Here is a 15,694-nt window from a genome sequence, read left to right as displayed (position 1 = left end):
ATTTTCCCTATAAGGATGGTACAATTATGGATAAAATCGTATTAAAAGGCTTACATTTCTATGGCTATCACGGTGTATTTCCGGAAGAAACGCGGAAAGGACAGCCTTTTTCTGTAGACGTAACACTGGAATTTGACGCGTCCCGTGCAGAAGAAACGGATTCGATCAATGAAACAGTCGATTACAGCGCTGTATACGGCACGATCCAGAAAATCGTCGAAGGCGATCCGTATAAGCTTATTGAAAAAGTTGCCGCCGTCATTGCCCGGGCGATTCTTGCTGAATACAGCCTCGTCCAGGCCGTAGAAGTAACGCTCCACAAGCCACAGGCGCCTATTGATGGTCATTTTGACGATGTGCTCTTCGTCATTCGCCGGGAACGGTCATGATCACTGTATATCTCAGCTTGGGCACGAACCTCGGTGATAAGGTGCAGGCTTTGACACGGGCCTTAGATGAGTTGCGGCAAGCACCGGAGGTGACACTTACGGCCGTTTCACCGTATTATGAAACACCGCCGTGGGGAAAGACGGACCAGCCACCCTTTCTCAATACCTGTGCGGCTGTTCGTACGTCGCTGACCGCAGAAGCACTGCTGCGCCTGTGCCAGGCCATCGAAGCCCACGGCGGCCGCGAGCGCCACGAAAAATGGGGCGCCCGTACGATCGATATAGACCTGGTGTACAGTCCGGATGTGACCTGTGCCAGCCCTGATTTGCAATTACCACATCCGTATCTGACGCAGCGCGCCTTTGTTCTCGTGCCGCTGCAAGACATAGCACCTGACCTCGTGATCCAAAACCGCCCGCTTAACGCGTGGCTACAAGAATTGCCTGAACGGAATGCGGTGGTCAAAGCAGAAGGAGGTTATTTATGGAAAAAATTTTAATCGCCGATGATGAAGAGCTCATGCGGCAATTGGTCATCGATTTTCTCAAGCCCGAGGGCTACGAAATTATCGAAGCAGCTGATGGCAAGGTGGCTCTGGAAAAATATCATTCAGAACATCCCGACTTGATTCTCCTGGATGTCATGATGCCTATTTATGACGGCTGGACCGTATGTCGTGAAATCCGCCGTGAATCGACAGTGCCGATCATGATGCTCACGGCTAAGGGCGAAGAAATCGACCAGCTCTTTGCCTATGACCTGGGGGTAGACGAATATATTACGAAACCCTTTAGCCCGAAGATTCTCGTCGCCAAGATTAAGGCTCTCTTGCGGCGCGTCCAGCAGGAAGAAGAGCAGCAGCATACGGCTTCAGAAGGCGTAGCCATTGACCGCGATGCCCATCAGGTAGTCATTGACGGTAACAACGTCGATCTCAGCCCGACAGAATACAAGCTGCTCAATTACTTAATGATCAATGCCGGCAAGGCCCTCAGCCGCCGTCAGATCTTGAACAAGGTATGGAATTACGACTACTATGGGGACCTGCGTACAGTCGATACGCATATTAACCGCCTGCGTATCAAGCTCGGTGACAAGGGCAGCCTCATCAAAACCGTGCGCGGCTACGGCTATCGCTATGAAGAAAAATGATACGACTTTCTCTGCGTAAGAAAATTTGCCTGATCCTCTCGGCCTTTACCATCGTCTTTTCCCTGCTGCTCATGATTGCCGTGGGCATGGGCTTTACGCCTTTTTATTTCCACTATAAAAAGGATACCCTCGTGTCTATGTCCCAGGTCATAGCCAGCCTTTACGAGAAGGGAGAAGCCAATTATGTCGATGAATTCGACCAGATCAGCCAGCAAGGCGGTGCGGCTGTCTTCATCGTCGATAAGGGGACTCTCGTCTATTCGTCCCGGCCGGACCGCAAGGCTGTCGTCGGCAAGCCTCATTTTGATTCGGAAAATGTCGTTACTGCCGAAGCACCGCAGCGAACGGAAGACACCAAAACGGAGGATTTCAAGACGCCCCGTCATGTGGAACTCATGCGAAAGCTGTTTAATGGTGAAAAATTGCCCCAGTCAGATCTGCGGCGCGTCTTTTTTGATGGCGATGAAGATCATGTCCGTTTCATGAGTATCCTTTGGCCCAGTGGTAACGACGCGTACGTCATCGTTACACAGCCTATGGAACCTATGGAAGCAACGGTGGCAGTGGTGCAGCAGTTCGTCATCATTTGCAGCCTCATTTGGCTGGTCATTGCCATCATCGGCGCTATCTTCTGTACCAACCGCCTGACGCGGCCGCTCCTCAAGCTGAAGCAGCTCTCCGTGGCGATGGCCCATTTGGATTTTTCCAAGAAGTGGACCGATACCAGAAGCGATGAAATCGGCGAACTCGGGCGCAGCTTGAATGAGCTCTCAACGCAGCTTGATACGGCCTTGAATGAACTCAAGCAGGCCAATAACGAGCTGGAAGTACAGCTCCAAAAGGCTAACGAAATTGAAGAAATGCGCAAGGCCTTTATTTCAGCTGTTTCTCACGAGCTAAAGACGCCCCTGGCCCTCATTCAGGGCTACGCCGAAGGACTGGACAGCCTGGATATCTCGGAAGAAACGCGCAAGCGGTATTGCCGTGTTATCCATAGTGAAACGGAAAAGATGGATCATTTGGTAAAGGATTTGCTCAACCTGTCGCGCTTGGAAACGGGTTCTTTCCGTATTGAAATGACGGAGTTTGATTTCCCGGCCTTAGCAGAAGAATTGCGCTATCGTTTTGACGGCGTCATTAAGGATAAGCAAATCAATATTACCAGCCATTTCCCGGACGCTATGGAGGTCTATGGCGATCCCGAACGAATCGATACCGTCATGAGTAATCTCTTGTCCAATGCCATTGATTATACAGACATCGGCAAGAAAATCGACGTTTCTGCTGTCCGCGAAGGCGATCATTATGTGATCAGCATTTACAATCAGGGCATTCAAATTGCAGCGGCCGATCAGTCCCGCATTTGGGAGCCTTTCTACAAGGTCGATGCAGCCCGTACGCGGCAGCCACAGCGTGTCTTTGGCGGTCACGGCCTGGGTCTGGGCATCGTCGCCGCCCTCGTCGAACGGCACGGCCAGAAATACGGCGTCCGCAACGAGACAGACGGCGTAACCTTCTGGTTTACCCTGGCGGCAGCAAAATAGAAAAAGTGAACTGCATCTTTTGAGACCTGGCCGCTTTTGCAGCCGTCCGGTTCTCGCCAATGGGGAGTTTTAGGAAAAACTAAAAAGCTGTGCAAGAAGTAAAAAATTCTTCTTGCACAGCTTTTTCATTTCTAAAACGAGCGGTTTCCCAGTGAGGGATGACTGCATTTTTTGAGGATCAGATGTTCGACCAAATAGCCTGCTTCGTCGAGGTCGATATCGTCGCGCTGGCCGTCGTGCTCGTAAATGCACATGGGCTTATCCGTACCGACTTCGCCGCCAGGCAGGTAAATGTATTCGTTGTTTTCCCGGTCACCGAAGATAATGCCGGCGAGGAGGTGTTTCTTTGCTATTTGACTCATCGTAAGGCGGCTCCTTCAGCATCAAATTTTACTTCCAAGAGGGAACAATCGCGGTAATCAGCAGAGACGAGATGCAGCAGTGTGCCGTTATAAAGGCGCGGGAACATGGTGTTTGGCTGCATGCCGTGGAGGTGGCCGAAAATGCAAAGGGGCACCTTGTATTTTTCCAGGAGCTCTGTAAAACCGCTGGGCTTGGTAAGGTCGCACACGGGCGGGTAGTGGAGGAGCACGATGATGTGTTCACAATTCAGCTTTTGTGCTTCTTCCAGGCAGCGTTCTACACGCAGGAGCTCGCGCCGGTAGGGTTTGGCATCCTTTTCTTCCTGGTAATGAATATCGCCCGGGCAAATCCAGCCATGGGTGCCGCAAATGGCGATGCGGCCGTCGTCAATGGTAATAGGCGCACTGCCGTGCAGGTAATACATGTGGTTTTCCGGGTCTTCCTGACGGTTGAGCTTGCCGGCGCTTTCCCACCAGAAATCATGATTACCGCGGATGATGATCTTGTGTCCCGGCAAGGCCCGGATTTCATCGAGGTCCTCCTGGGCTTCTGCCAAATGCATGGCCCACGACGTATCGCCGGCAATGAGGACCGTATCGTCTTCGCTGACTCGCTCGTTCCAATCGTCCTTAATGCGCTGCCAATGGTTAATCCAGCGGGGACTGAACACATCCATCGGCTTGCGTGGCGGATTGCCGGATAAGTGTAAATCTCCTATTGCAAATAAACGCATAACCTGTTATTTCCTTTCTGGCTGGTTTGAAGCTGCAGCCAGAGCTTTCTGTAATCGTTCGATAAAACGGTTGCGATGGCCTTCATTGGCCGTCTGGGGAATCATATAGCCAACGTATAAAGGGTTGGTCAGAAAACGGGGCACAATCTTGACGTATAATTTAGGATCGTCAGGAAAGGTATAAAAGAAGATATTATAGCTTTCATTGTGCCATACGAAATCGTGAATCATGAAGTGGGAAACGATCTGCATATAGTGTACAAAAAGGGGCAGCTGCGCGTCGTCACTGAGAATCAGATTGACTTCGTAGAAGCCGATAATGGGCCGGGCGGAAAGGTTGACTTCAATGCCCGGACTCTGCAGTACCGGATGCCCTTGCAGATGATAAAGCTTGACGTCGTCGTGGTAGTCGTATTTTTCCAGGCCGACAATCTGCGAATGGGGATGATGAATTGTACCGCCGGACATGTAGCCGTGGTTACGGTAGAAGACAACGGACCGGAAGCGGTCCATAGCCTGCACCTGATGCCATTTTTCCAAGCCAAAGCGGATCATTTCGACAGCGTAGGCCGGGTCGTATTCAGAAAATTCACCGTCGCAGTCATCCGTTTCGATGATCAGTGTCTGCCAGCAATCTTTGAGCACGGGAAAGGCATTTTCCAGCCAAATCATATGACCCCGTGTTTCAAGGACGTTCTTCAGGTTCTTTACGTCGCAAAAGGGGCAGTATTTTTCATGACGATGTACCGTATCAGGTTTTGTCTTGCCCAAATCCAAATTATATTCTAACGTGTGCGTAAAGGGATTTTGTTCCATGGCTAGCCGGCTCCTTTTCTAATACTCATATTCTATTGTAGCATAGACATACGCTTTTTGAAATATGCTATAATTGATATTGAACGAATACAAGTAATTGAAATTCTTTTTCAACGAGGTAATTATGACCAAAGAAATAAAAAAGATAGATCCGGGCCAGTGGGCGCAGCTGTTGCTCCACTGGTTCTATGCCAACCGGCGGGATTTGCCGTGGCGCACAGTGCCGCGCGATCCCTATAAGGTGTGGGTATCGGAAATCATGCTGCAGCAGACGAAGGTAGAAGCCGTACGGCCATACTATGAAAGCTGGATGGACCGCTTTCCTACGGTGCAGGCGCTGGCGGCAGCGTCAGAAGACGATGTCCTGCGGCAATGGCAGGGACTGGGCTATTATTCGCGGGCCCGCAACCTTCACGACGCCGTGTGTGAAGTGCAGCGCGAATATGGCGGCAAGGTGCCCGATACACTGGCAGGCATGCGGTCCTTAAAGGGCGTCGGCGACTATACGGCCGGGGCCGTCCTGAGCATTGCCTATAAGAAACCCGTACCGGCTGTAGATGGCAATGTCTTGCGTATTTTTGCCCGCCTTTACGTAATAGAAGACAATATTTTATCGGCTAAGGTGAAAAAATCCGTTACGGCCTTGGCAGCTGAACAGGTGCCGCCCGATGCGCCGGGAGATTTCAATGAAGCTCTCATGGATTTGGGTGCAACCGTCTGTATTCCCAAGCATCCGCGCTGTGACGCCTGCCCCTTACAGAAACGCTGCGGTGCCCGGGCACTGGGCAAGGAAACGGAACTGCCTGTGCGGCTTACACGCAAGCACGTGCCTGTAGAAGAGATTACCGTCGTCGCCGTTGCCGGCGGCCAGCGCTGGCTTTTGCACCGGCGCCCGTCTAAAGGCTTATTGGCGTCCATGTGGGAATTCCCCAATGCCGTAGGTGCCGGCGAAGCAGGCCTTGAGGCCGTACAGCGCCTCGTACAGGATCTGGGCCTTTCTGTGGCGATAGACGACCAGCCTATTGGTACCTTGCGGCACGTCTTTTCTCATAAGATTTGGCAAATGACCATCTATACGGCCGAATGTACAGGTGGTACATTAGAGACAAAGGAGGATTGGCAGTGGCTGGACCGGTCTTGCTACACCGATGTGCCCTGGGCCGGGCCGCATGGTAAGATCACTGCCATGGTATAAATATGAGGGGAATGTTTTTCATCAATTTTATGATCATCCTGACGGTCGTGTCTGTGCTGTCCGTCATTTTATGGAACTACCTGCGCCGGGGGAGGCATATGGGCCGCTGGATTTTAGGCACGGTCGTCCTTTCCGCCGCCGGTGCTGCTATTTTATCGGCATACAGCCAGGCCTATAGCGGTGGCAGCTCCCTGATTCCGTTGTTGCACGCCGGAGCCCTCGGTTCAGTGAGCTGGTTTCTCTTATTTATGCTCGTGTTTCCCGTGCTCCTTGCCGTGGCCCTGCCCGTTACGGTATACCGTCTGATTACGTGGTGGAAACGGAGCAATCCGACAGGGCAGGCACCGGCACCGGCTGCGTCAGGCATGTCGCGCCGCGATTTTCTTAAAGACGCTATGTTTGTCATCCCTGCTGCCGGTATTGCAACGAGTGCTCTGGGCAATGTCGTAGGCGAAGAATACCTTTCTTTGACAAAGGAGAAGCTGTCTTTTCCGAATTTACCTGATTATCTTGAAGGCTATCGCATAGGCCAGCTTTCGGATACGCACATTGGCCACTTCTTCAGTACAGAGGATCTAGAAACTTCGATTCGCCGCGTGGCAGCAGAAAAGGTAAACCGCCTGGAAATTACGGGGGACCTCATTGACGAAATCAGCCGTTTGCCCGAGTGCCGCGACGTTCTCAACCGGACAGCGTCCCTTTTTCCGGACGGCATCGATTTTTGTTATGGCAACCACGAATATTATCGCGGTCTGGCGGCGATTACAGCTATGCTGGAAGAAACGCCTGTACGCATTCTCAGGAACAGTCATTTTTGTGCCAGTCCTGGCGGCGGCAAAGGCTTAGCCGGCTGTAGCGGGAATGATCAGACGCCGTTTTATATTGCCGGTGCGGATTTTAGCTTCGCCCCTGTAGGACCGTTATATGATGCAGAACGGAAACGCTACATGGAAGCGACGCTGGCAGGAATTCCGGACGGCGCTTTTACAATTCTTTTGGCCCATCATCCGGACTTTTTTGATGAAGCCTTTGCGCGCCACCTGCCCTTGACCATGAGCGGCCATACACACGGTGCCCAGTTTGCACCGATTGGTCCCATCGTGCAGGCCGTAGGCTTTAAATACCTGCGCGGTCTGTATCAGCAGGGCAATTCCTATGGCTACGTCAACAGAGGTACAGGCCATTGGCTGCCTTTCCGTGTCCTTTGTTCCCGCGAGGTGACGGTGTACGAATTGACCCGGACCTGAAGGCCAGTAAAAAATATATGCACACAAAACGGAGCCCCTGGCATTGGACATATAGGACAACGCCAGGGGCTCGTGTATGGAAGGGTGGTTATCTTGGTTACCTAATTGTTGCAGAGATGATAGGTGTTTGGAAGAGGTTTGGATAAGAGATTGGTTTAGATGTGCTGCGTATTAGTGATGATGGCCACAGCCTTCGCCGCCGTGACCATGGCCGTGGCCTTCACCGTGGTGATGGCCCTGACAGCCTGCGTCGGGGTTGGTAACCAGCGTACCGGCGAGGAATTCCTGTACAGCCTGATCTACATTGCCCTGAACGCCATTAAAGAAACGGATGCCTGCAGACATCAAGGCCTGACGGGCACCAGGACCGATGTTGCCGCAAATGACCGTGTCGACATCGCGGTCTTTGAGCCACTGGGCCAGCGGTTCGTGGCCTACACCATTGGTGTTGACGACTTCGCTTGCCGTGACGGCGCCATCAGCAATGGTATAGAGCTTGAAGTTTTCCGAACGGCCGAAGTGCTGGAAAACCTGTTCCTGATCATAGGTTACTGCGATTTTCATGATTGTTGCCTCCTTTATCTGATGGCCTTAGTATACGCCTTAAAACGACATATGTCAATTACTATTTTAGACATATGTTGAAAAAGATGGGAAGGCAATTATTCAAACTGTTTCAGCGTGTCTTCAGCAATGTGCAAAATACGCAGCTGCGGTGCCTTTTTGTGCTGATGCTGTTCCATGCGCTGGACAATGTCGGCCAGGCTGACGACAGCTTTGACAATATAAGGCCCTTTATTGAGCATGACGCATTCAGCCCGTTCACTCATGGCGGCGTCTGTAATTTCAGCCCGCGACGGGATGCCGGTTTTGACCAGATTTTCCAAGACCTGCGTGGCCCAAATGACGGGGACGTGGGCAGCTTCGCAAATCCAAAGGATTTCTTCCTGCAGCTCTGCCAGGCGGTGGTAGCCCGCTTCGACGGCCAGATCGCCCCGGGCAATCATGACGCCAAAGGGGTTGTGTGACGCTGCCTGGACGATGATTTCCGGCAGGTTGCTGACACTGTCGCGTGTTTCGATTTTGGCAATGATGGCCATGCGGCGCGCTTTGTCACCCAGGCGTTTTTTCAATTCTTCCTGGAGGAGAATGATGTCGTCCTTGTTGCGGACGAAGGAGTAGCCAATGGCATTGGCATTGGGGATGATGAAGTCCAGATCCTTCAGGTCTTTTTTTGTAAGAGGGGCTACATCCAGCGGTGTTTGCGGGAAGTTGAGGCTCTTCTTGTTTTTCAGGCGGAAGCCCTTGACCTTTGTGGAGATAACGCGCAAGTACGCGCCTTGCGGCGTTATCTCTGTAACCGTGCAGTTTAGCTTGCCATCGTCAATGACGACAGGATCACCTACTTGAAGGTTGTTGAAGACCTGAGGGATGCTGCAGGTAATGACGATATTTCCCGTATAATCCTCAGGATAGTCGGAGATTTTGTTACGTGCCAGAAAGAAGGTTTCATCTGTCAGGACACGGTCTGTATCACCAGGGACAAGAACCTGTTCGATGCGTACCTTCGGGCCGGCCAGGTCCATGTAAATCTTGCAGCGGCGGCCTGTTTCCTTTTCGGCCTTATGAATATTCTTCAGCATGCTTTTCCATACATCCTGGTCGTCGTGGGCGCAGTTGATGCGGGCCATATCCATTCCGGCCCGGACGAGGCTGCGTACGAGCTTATAATCTGTAGCCGCTTCGGTAGGCATAGTGACCATGATATTGGTAAAATCTATGTTAGCATGATTACCAAAAATCAGGTTAGCATTGTGTGAGAGCAGGCGGTTGCCGTGGAAAAACCAGCGCCGTGAAGGATAGGCAATGAGCTCTTCCTGGGGCTTCTGGCAAATACGGCCTAAGGAGGCGATAACTGCGTCGAGATTGGCCATCGTGCGGGCTTCGCTACGGCCCAGGGAGGAAAGTCCTAAGGGTAAGAGCTTTTCCTGAAGAGGGCGCAAGTCGTGGCAGCGGATGGCCAAGTAGTAGGCCAGATTTAACGCACTAAAACGAAAGGACGGCCGCTCGATTTGCGGGGCGATAGATGCGTACATTTTGTTTCCCTTATCTAGTACGTCTTGCCGCAGGTCGTACAAGGTCGTGTATAATTCGTTGATTTCTGCTGGCGAAATTGTTTTCATATGAGTAAAGCCTCCAGTAGTATGAAATTACGTACATGTTTACAGAGAAAAAGCATAGACAATCAGCTATAGTATATCACAATGGAAGCATTGAAAAGAGTATATTACATAGATTTTACATATGGTGGAGAAGAGATTTGCCGGATTACCTCTTGTCTCTACACGGCCGGCGGTGACCTGTGCTATAATAGGCGTACATGATTACGAGGAGGATTTTCCATGGACGTATATATTAACGATGAATTACGGGAGCTACACGTATATGACAGATTTACCGGCCAGGATTATGCAAAGAATGTTGTCTGTGCTCAGGACCGGCTGGAAACAGGTCCTTTAGGCGAGTTCATTCTCTCGGAAAAAGAATATGCCTATTGGCAGGATGTCTTGGCGACAATCCAGGCATCGGAAGATATGCGCTATGCCATGAAAGATAAGGTAAACTTAAAAGAGGTAGACGACTATATTTTTGAAGATGCACAGTACCTGACGGATATCCGCTCGACGGCAGAAACAGAGTATTACTGCCTGAAAGAAGTAGAAAAAGCGCTCAAAGATGAAGACCGGGACTGGTTTGCGGCGCATGGCTTCGTTAAGACACTGAAGGGCGAATTGGACGATAAGTCAGAAGAATAGTCTTGTTAAGTACCTGTGAATATGGTATTCTATGTAAGATATGTTACTAGAGAGCTGACATAAGGGAGTCTTACAGTGAAAAAGATCTGTTTATGGTTAGTAGGATTCATGTTTACCTTGTGCGTACTGGTTGTCGGCATGTTTGCCTTCTGGTTTTTATGCTCAACCAACTATCGTCTGACCGGTGTGCCCGTCTTGAATTATCATCAGGTTAATGATAAGTTCAAGACTGTACTCACGATGACACCAAAAAATTTTGACGCGCAAATGAAATATTTGCATGACCATGACTACCATTCTATTACACAGGCTGAATTCAATGCTTATATGAGTGGCGAAGGGGATTTACCGGACCGGCCGGTCATGATTACCTTTGACGATGGCTATGTCGATAATTATGAACATGCCTATCCGATAATGAAAAAATACGGCTACCGCGGCACGATTTTCCTGATCATGAACCTCATGAATAAACCAGGCTATCTGACGTGGGACATGGTAAAGAAAATGAGTGACGACGGTATGGAATTTGGTTCCCATACGCTGAGCCACAAGCCGCTTACCAGCTTTGATGAAGCCGGCCTGCGTCATGAATTGCGTGATTCTAAGACCTACATCGAAAAAAAGACAGGCAAACCGTGTACCTTTATTGCTTTCCCGGAAGGGAAGTTTAACGATCAGGTCATGGAAGAAACGAAGGCTGCAGGCTATAAATACGCCTTTACCGTAGAAACGGGCCGTGATTTCCCTTGGGACGATCATTACGACCTCGATCGCGTAGCTATGTTTGAAGGGCCTATTAGCTTTGAACACTTCCGTTTCCGCTTGACCTTCAGCGCCTTCAGCGCCTTCCTTTGGAAGACACATAAATATTTGGAAAATATTGAAATGACAAAAGTCCTGGCGAAACACATTCCCCAGCCTTAATATCAAGAACACGAAAAACAGCCTTTCCCATACGCCTTGTTGGTGTATAGGAAAGGCTGTTTTGCTGCTTCCAGACTGTTATTTATATAACAATATAATATGTATTATTTATAAGCTTTCTGGTAAATTTCTACGACGTCTTCTTCAGAAAGGTCGATGCGGTCGCTCGTGAAGAGGAAGGCCATAGCCGTTTTGGCAATGTGAGCCATTTGTGGGAATTCATCCGGTGTAATGCCGTAGTCGGACATCTTCAGGTCGCCTACACCGCATTCGTTCTGCAGGTGTTTGAGGGCTGTAATGAAGTCCATCGGTTCCGTGGCGTCAGTCATGCCCAAAGCCTGGGCCAGGCGGACGAAGCGGCCGTCACAGACATGGTGTTCGATGAAATAGGTGAAGTATGCTTCACTGAGCATAATCAGCCCGGCGCCGTGAGGCAATTCCTGATGGAAGGAGCTCAGCGAGTGTTCCATGGAATGTTCACTTACAGTCGAGCAGACGACCATTTCAATGCCGCCGAGGTAGCTGGCGAAGGCTACTTTTTCACGGGCCTTGAGGTTCTTGCCATCTTTTACCGCTATGGGCAGGTAACGGGCAATGGCTTCAATAGCCGTGAGGGAAATCATTTCGCTCATGAGGCTGGCCTTGTTGGCAATGTAGCCTTCAATATTGTGGAAGAGAGCATCAAAGCCTTGCAGCGCCGTGAAGTGTGGCGGTACGCTGACCATCAGTTCCGGGTCGACAATTGCCAGGCGCGGGAAGAGCTGCGGTGCCTTGATCGGTGTCTTTTCTTTCGTTTCCGGGTTGGTAATAACGCCACCCATATCCGTTTCCGAGCCTGTGCCGGCAGTCGTCGTAATGGCGATGATCGGCAACGGTTCTTTGGCAATGGGCAGGCCTTTGCCCGTACCGTTGGTAATGTAATCCCAAACGTCACCACCATTGGCAGCTACGACAGCAATACCTTTAGAGGCATCGAGGACAGAACCGCCGCCTAAGGCAACGAGGAAGTCTGCGCCGCCTTCGCTGGCAGCATGACCACCGGCTGTGACTGTAGCGCGCAGAGGATTGGCTTCAATTTTATCAAAAAGGAACGTTTCTACACCGGCCTGATGCAGTTGTTCTTCCGTGCGGGCCAGATAGCCGTTGGCTTTTACGGATTTACCGTTAGAGACGATAATCATGGCTTTTTTGCCAGGCATAGCCTGAGCATGCAACTGGTTCAGCTGACCACAGCCAAAAAGAACGCGTGTTGGTACGTGCAGATTAAACATAATATCACCTTCGTGTCATAGTGTAGTAGTTTTTTTAGTCCCTCTCCAAGGACATTCTACAAAAGGAAGTTCTCAGACATATTATAACATAAAAACCACGCCAGTATAGAAACCAGCGTGGTTTTAGCGTGTAAAATTACTGTCTCTTTCGTACCTCTACCAGGCCGGTATGGCTTTTTATTTCGCGCATCGTGCGGTACAAGCCGGTAATATAAAGGGCTACGGCAATCCAGGCAAAGATGAAGGTGATCAGCATGGGCTGGGTGATCGTTTCACCTGTCAAAAGGCCGATGACCAAGGTCAGGCTGGGCGAGCAATACATGAGAATCCCAGAAACGGTAACGGGCACGCTTTTGACGCCTGCTGTAAAGAGCATCATCGGAATAGCCGTGACGACGCCTGTAGCCGGCAGGAGCAGCCATTGAAGACCATGGAAGACACCGATGGCTCCGACCCCTTCATATTCACTGAATAACATAAATGCCAAGGCCAGGGGCACCATGGAAAAGGATTCAATGAAGACGGAAACCTGGCTGTCCATGACGATCTTCTTTTTGAGGATACTGTACGAGGCCCAGGTCAGGCAGATAATAAAGGAAAGGTACGGTACCTGGCCGTAGAGGGCAAAGGCGATGAGTAAACCGGCAGCTGCCAGGGTAATGGATAATTTCTGTAAGCGGCTAATGCGTTCGCGAAAGATCAGGCCACCGAAGAAAATGACGACGATAGGATTGATAAAATAAGCCAGGCTGGCCTGGAGAATGTAGCCCCGCGTCGTAGCGTAAATGAAGGCGCCCCAGTTTAAGGTAACGAGGATACAGGCTCCGGCAATGTAAGGCCATTGGGCCCGTTGGTTGCGCAAATCCAGGAGATGGGGCAGGAGATGCTGCTTCAAAATGAGCAGGAAGCAGAAGATGGCAGCCCAGAAAATTCGGGAAGCCAGCGTGTAAAACGGAGATAAGTCACGCAATAAAATCCAGAAAGCCGGTAAAATCCCCCAGATGACCTGGCTGAGGAGAAAATAAATATAATAAATATTGATATGACGCATGCAGCCAACTCCTTTTTAGCGGCCCCTTAGGAGGCACTGTTATTTTTGATGAGTGTGCGCAAATAATCTTCTGCCTTGCTTACGGAAACCACGTCAATCCAGCCGAAAGACGAGGCAGAACGGCAGATATGGAAAATAAGCGTATGCTGGTCGATGAAATGGAGTACATCGGCCAATCGTTCGTCCGATCCGGCGACAGTCTGGTAGCCGGCCATGGCCTGATCCAGATAGACTGTCGTATCCCACCCTTCGCGGAAATAACTGTGAATAAAGAGGAAGAGGTCGAGTGTGCGCGCATCGACGTGGAAAAATGTTTTTTCACTTTCCCAGTCCAAAAAGGTAATCCGGTGCTTTTCTGCATCCCAGGAAATATCGCGCAAAGCCGGCCGGCCGTGATGCAGGCCCAGCTGGTGCAGGGACGACAAGGCAACCCCTGCCTGATAATACGCTTCCTCCGCTGTGGAATCGTGTTCCTTGACGATGCGCTGCAAAGGCTTGCCGCAGGCTTCCATGACGAAAAAATCATCTGTCAGAAGGACAATATGCGGCGCCAGAGGCAGGCGTTCATTGACCTCCATAATTTTGTAGACCTCGGTCAGGTACGCTGCGTGGGCACCCTGCTTGACGAGCTTGTTGCGGCCGTTTGAAATAAGCCGCTTAATGTAATACGTTTTCCCCTCTACAGAAAGAGGCAGGACCCGCTTTTTCGGATTATCCCGGATGGCCAGGCGCGCTGCCGTTTCTATTTGTGTGTTAATCATGAAACTTCTCACCTCAAGCTGAATATACTTTCTCTGTGTATCTCCTACAGATGCCATAGCACCTGTATAGATGTATTCAATTGTAGACCATCGCAGAAAACCTGTAAAGAAAAAAATACCTTTTTTAGCGTTTGTGAAAAGACCGTAAAATAGGCAAAATAGACTGGCACATCTGAAATAGGTATGGTAAAATAAAACACAAGAAGATTATTACTTAATAATAATTACACACACTAGATGGGAGGAATATATATGGACCCTATTGATACCTTATTAAATCACCGTACAATCCGTGAATTTAAACAGACGCCGGTACCGCCGCAGCAGCTGGAAAAGCTCCTGAGCGTAGCGAAACGGACGGCGACCAGCACGGGGATGCAGACCTTTAGCATTATCCACATTACGTCCCCGGAATTGAAGGAACAAATTTCTGAAGTGTGTAAGCAGAAATACGTAGCCCGCATGCCGGAGCTCTTCATTTTCATCGCCGATGCGTATCGCAATTACCGCATTGCCCAGGCACAGGGCCTGGATAATGAAGCAGCCCGCGATAGCGACCGTTTCTTCCAGGGCTGGACTGACGCCTGCCTGGCTGCACAAAATATGGTCGATGCTGCAGAAATCAGCGGCTTTGGCACGGTATTCCTGGGCAGTATTTGGAACGACGCTCCGAAAATGATCGAACTCCTGCACCTGCCGGAACTGACCTTCCCCGTTGTCGGCGTCGGTTTGGGGATTGCCGACCAGGCACCGCAGCTCAAACCGCGTATGCCGAAGGAAGCCAATATTTTCGATAATTCCTATACCGTCTTTGACGATTACATGGCTCTCATGAAAGACTATGACGCCGAAATGGCCCAGTACTACGACCTGCGTGATGCCAACCGCCGCGTAGATTGCTTCACCCTCCAGGTTGTGAAGAAACTGCAAGGCGTCCTGCCGAACCGGCAGCACCTGATCCAGCAGGCCGAAGCCCAGGGCTTCCATTTCAATCCTAAAACGTAAGAAATACAAATTTGGCTGGCAATAAACCGGGGAATATAGCCCCATAAAACGAAGAAGAGCTGACGATTACGCAGCTCTTCTTTTTCTGACTAGGGAATTATTTCCTAATGCCTGGGCACTAGGGCTGTCGTTTCTGCAGCCGGCCTGGTGGACGAGGCACCGGTACTTTCTATGCCGGGGCAGCAGCGGGAAAAAACAAGAAGCCCTGCTATACAGGGTGAACCGCTCCCCGTCAAGTAGACAGAGCAAAAAATAAAACATGTACTTATTACTGCCACCTACTTATTACTGCCACCGATATCCGGTGGCAGTTTTTATGCTGCCACGTAATAGTTATTGTGCTTTTCCATCGGGGTTACTACACCCAGTTTTCTCTGTAAACGCTTAGTATTGTAATAGCCAATGTAATCTTCAATCATTGCA

At 50.3% G+C, this 15,694-nt stretch carries 18 protein-coding genes; 9 read left to right on the top strand and 9 right to left on the bottom strand.

What is annotated here, in order from left to right; all coding sequences use genetic code 11:
* Positions 1-26 precede the first annotated feature (26 nt).
* Genes folB through H8J70_RS00075 form a run of 4 tightly spaced genes read left to right on the top strand, consistent with a single transcriptional unit; the run spans position 27 to position 3,086 of the window.
* Positions 27-389 (top strand): dihydroneopterin aldolase, encoded by a 363-nt coding sequence (folB, locus tag H8J70_RS00090; RefSeq protein ID WP_186501728.1) that lies wholly within the window; start codon positions 27-29, stop codon positions 387-389.
* Positions 386-889: a 2-amino-4-hydroxy-6-hydroxymethyldihydropteridine diphosphokinase gene (folK, locus tag H8J70_RS00085; protein WP_186501727.1), complete on the top strand. Its 504-nt coding sequence runs from the start codon at positions 386-388 to the stop codon at positions 887-889. Before folB ends, folK begins: the two co-directional genes overlap by 4 nt.
* Entirely contained in the window at positions 874-1,542 is a 669-nt protein-coding gene (locus tag H8J70_RS00080; protein WP_186501726.1) for a response regulator transcription factor, read from the top strand. The genes folK and H8J70_RS00080 overlap by 16 nt, the downstream gene beginning before the upstream one ends.
* Positions 1,539-3,086: a HAMP domain-containing sensor histidine kinase gene (locus H8J70_RS00075; RefSeq protein WP_186501725.1), complete on the top strand. Its 1,548-nt coding sequence runs from the start codon at positions 1,539-1,541 to the stop codon at positions 3,084-3,086. Before H8J70_RS00080 ends, H8J70_RS00075 begins: the two co-directional genes overlap by 4 nt.
* 131 nt (positions 3,087-3,217) lie before the next feature.
* Here the strand turns inward: H8J70_RS00075 and H8J70_RS00070 are convergent, their stop codons facing one another.
* From H8J70_RS00070 to H8J70_RS00060, 3 genes are read right to left on the bottom strand one after another with little or no spacing between them, the layout of a single operon-like run.
* The gene (locus H8J70_RS00070; RefSeq protein WP_186501724.1) at positions 3,218-3,448 is read right to left on the bottom strand and encodes a hypothetical protein; all 231 of its coding nucleotides are present in this window, start codon (positions 3,446-3,448) and stop codon (positions 3,218-3,220) included.
* Complete coding sequence (locus H8J70_RS00065; protein WP_186501723.1) at positions 3,445-4,182, bottom strand: metallophosphoesterase; 738 nt, start codon at positions 4,180-4,182, stop codon at positions 3,445-3,447. The genes H8J70_RS00070 and H8J70_RS00065 overlap by 4 nt, the downstream gene beginning before the upstream one ends.
* A 6-nt stretch (positions 4,183-4,188) precedes the next feature.
* Positions 4,189-4,998, bottom strand: coding sequence for a DUF4931 domain-containing protein (locus tag H8J70_RS00060; RefSeq protein WP_186501722.1), 810 nt, complete (start codon positions 4,996-4,998; stop codon positions 4,189-4,191).
* Between the two features lie 124 nt (positions 4,999-5,122).
* On the opposite strand from H8J70_RS00060, the gene mutY reads away from it, so the two are divergent.
* Entirely contained in the window at positions 5,123-6,193 is a 1,071-nt protein-coding gene (gene mutY, locus H8J70_RS00055; RefSeq protein WP_186501721.1) for an A/G-specific adenine glycosylase, read from the top strand.
* An 11-nt stretch (positions 6,194-6,204) separates the two neighbouring features.
* The gene (locus H8J70_RS00050; RefSeq protein ID WP_246415206.1) at positions 6,205-7,440 is read left to right on the top strand and encodes a metallophosphoesterase; all 1,236 of its coding nucleotides are present in this window, start codon (positions 6,205-6,207) and stop codon (positions 7,438-7,440) included.
* Between the two features lie 171 nt (positions 7,441-7,611).
* Here the strand turns inward: H8J70_RS00050 and H8J70_RS00045 are convergent, their stop codons facing one another.
* Together H8J70_RS00045 and H8J70_RS00040 are read right to left on the bottom strand one after the other, a co-directional pair.
* Positions 7,612-8,004, bottom strand: a complete 393-nt coding sequence (locus H8J70_RS00045) for a NifB/NifX family molybdenum-iron cluster-binding protein (protein WP_186501719.1) — start codon at positions 8,002-8,004, stop codon at positions 7,612-7,614.
* A gap of 98 nt (positions 8,005-8,102) precedes the next feature.
* Positions 8,103-9,623 (bottom strand): pyruvate kinase, encoded by a 1,521-nt coding sequence (locus tag H8J70_RS00040; protein ID WP_186501718.1) that lies wholly within the window; start codon positions 9,621-9,623, stop codon positions 8,103-8,105.
* Between the two features lie 219 nt (positions 9,624-9,842).
* On the opposite strand from H8J70_RS00040, the gene H8J70_RS00035 reads away from it, so the two are divergent.
* Together H8J70_RS00035 and H8J70_RS00030 are read left to right on the top strand one after the other, a co-directional pair.
* Entirely contained in the window at positions 9,843-10,256 is a 414-nt protein-coding gene (locus tag H8J70_RS00035) for a hypothetical protein (protein WP_186501717.1), read from the top strand.
* Positions 10,257-10,364: 108 nt separating this feature from the next.
* On the top strand, positions 10,365-11,183 hold the full coding sequence (locus H8J70_RS00030) for a polysaccharide deacetylase family protein (protein WP_186501716.1): 819 nt from the start codon (positions 10,365-10,367) through the stop codon (positions 11,181-11,183).
* A gap of 104 nt (positions 11,184-11,287) precedes the next feature.
* Here the strand turns inward: H8J70_RS00030 and H8J70_RS00025 are convergent, their stop codons facing one another.
* From H8J70_RS00025 to H8J70_RS00015, 3 genes are all read right to left on the bottom strand, one after another.
* Positions 11,288-12,454 carry an iron-containing alcohol dehydrogenase gene (locus H8J70_RS00025; RefSeq protein ID WP_246415205.1) on the bottom strand — a complete coding sequence of 389 codons (1,167 nt, stop codon included), beginning with the start codon at positions 12,452-12,454 and terminating at the stop codon, positions 11,288-11,290.
* A 136-nt stretch (positions 12,455-12,590) separates the two neighbouring features.
* The gene (rarD, locus tag H8J70_RS00020; protein ID WP_186501715.1) at positions 12,591-13,505 is read right to left on the bottom strand and encodes an EamA family transporter RarD; all 915 of its coding nucleotides are present in this window, start codon (positions 13,503-13,505) and stop codon (positions 12,591-12,593) included.
* 26 nt (positions 13,506-13,531) lie between these two features.
* Complete coding sequence (locus tag H8J70_RS00015; protein ID WP_186501714.1) at positions 13,532-14,266, bottom strand: BUD32 family EKC/KEOPS complex subunit; 735 nt, start codon at positions 14,264-14,266, stop codon at positions 13,532-13,534.
* 252 nt (positions 14,267-14,518) lie between these two features.
* Here H8J70_RS00015 and H8J70_RS00010 point away from each other — a divergent pair, with 252 nt between their 5' ends.
* On the top strand, positions 14,519-15,271 hold the full coding sequence (locus H8J70_RS00010; protein ID WP_186501713.1) for an NADPH-dependent oxidoreductase: 753 nt from the start codon (positions 14,519-14,521) through the stop codon (positions 15,269-15,271).
* 314 nt (positions 15,272-15,585) lie between these two features.
* On the opposite strand, the gene H8J70_RS12790 is transcribed toward H8J70_RS00010, so the two are convergent.
* A complete protein-coding gene (locus H8J70_RS12790) occupies positions 15,586-15,690 on the bottom strand; it encodes an IS3 family transposase (RefSeq protein ID WP_425489114.1) in 105 nt (34 codons plus the stop codon).
* Positions 15,691-15,694 lie beyond the last annotated feature (4 nt).

The organism is Megasphaera hominis, assembly GCF_014269395.1.
Lineage (GTDB): Bacteria > Bacillota > Negativicutes > Veillonellales > Megasphaeraceae > Megasphaera > Megasphaera hominis.
This window is presented reverse-complemented; position numbering and strand designations above follow the sequence as displayed.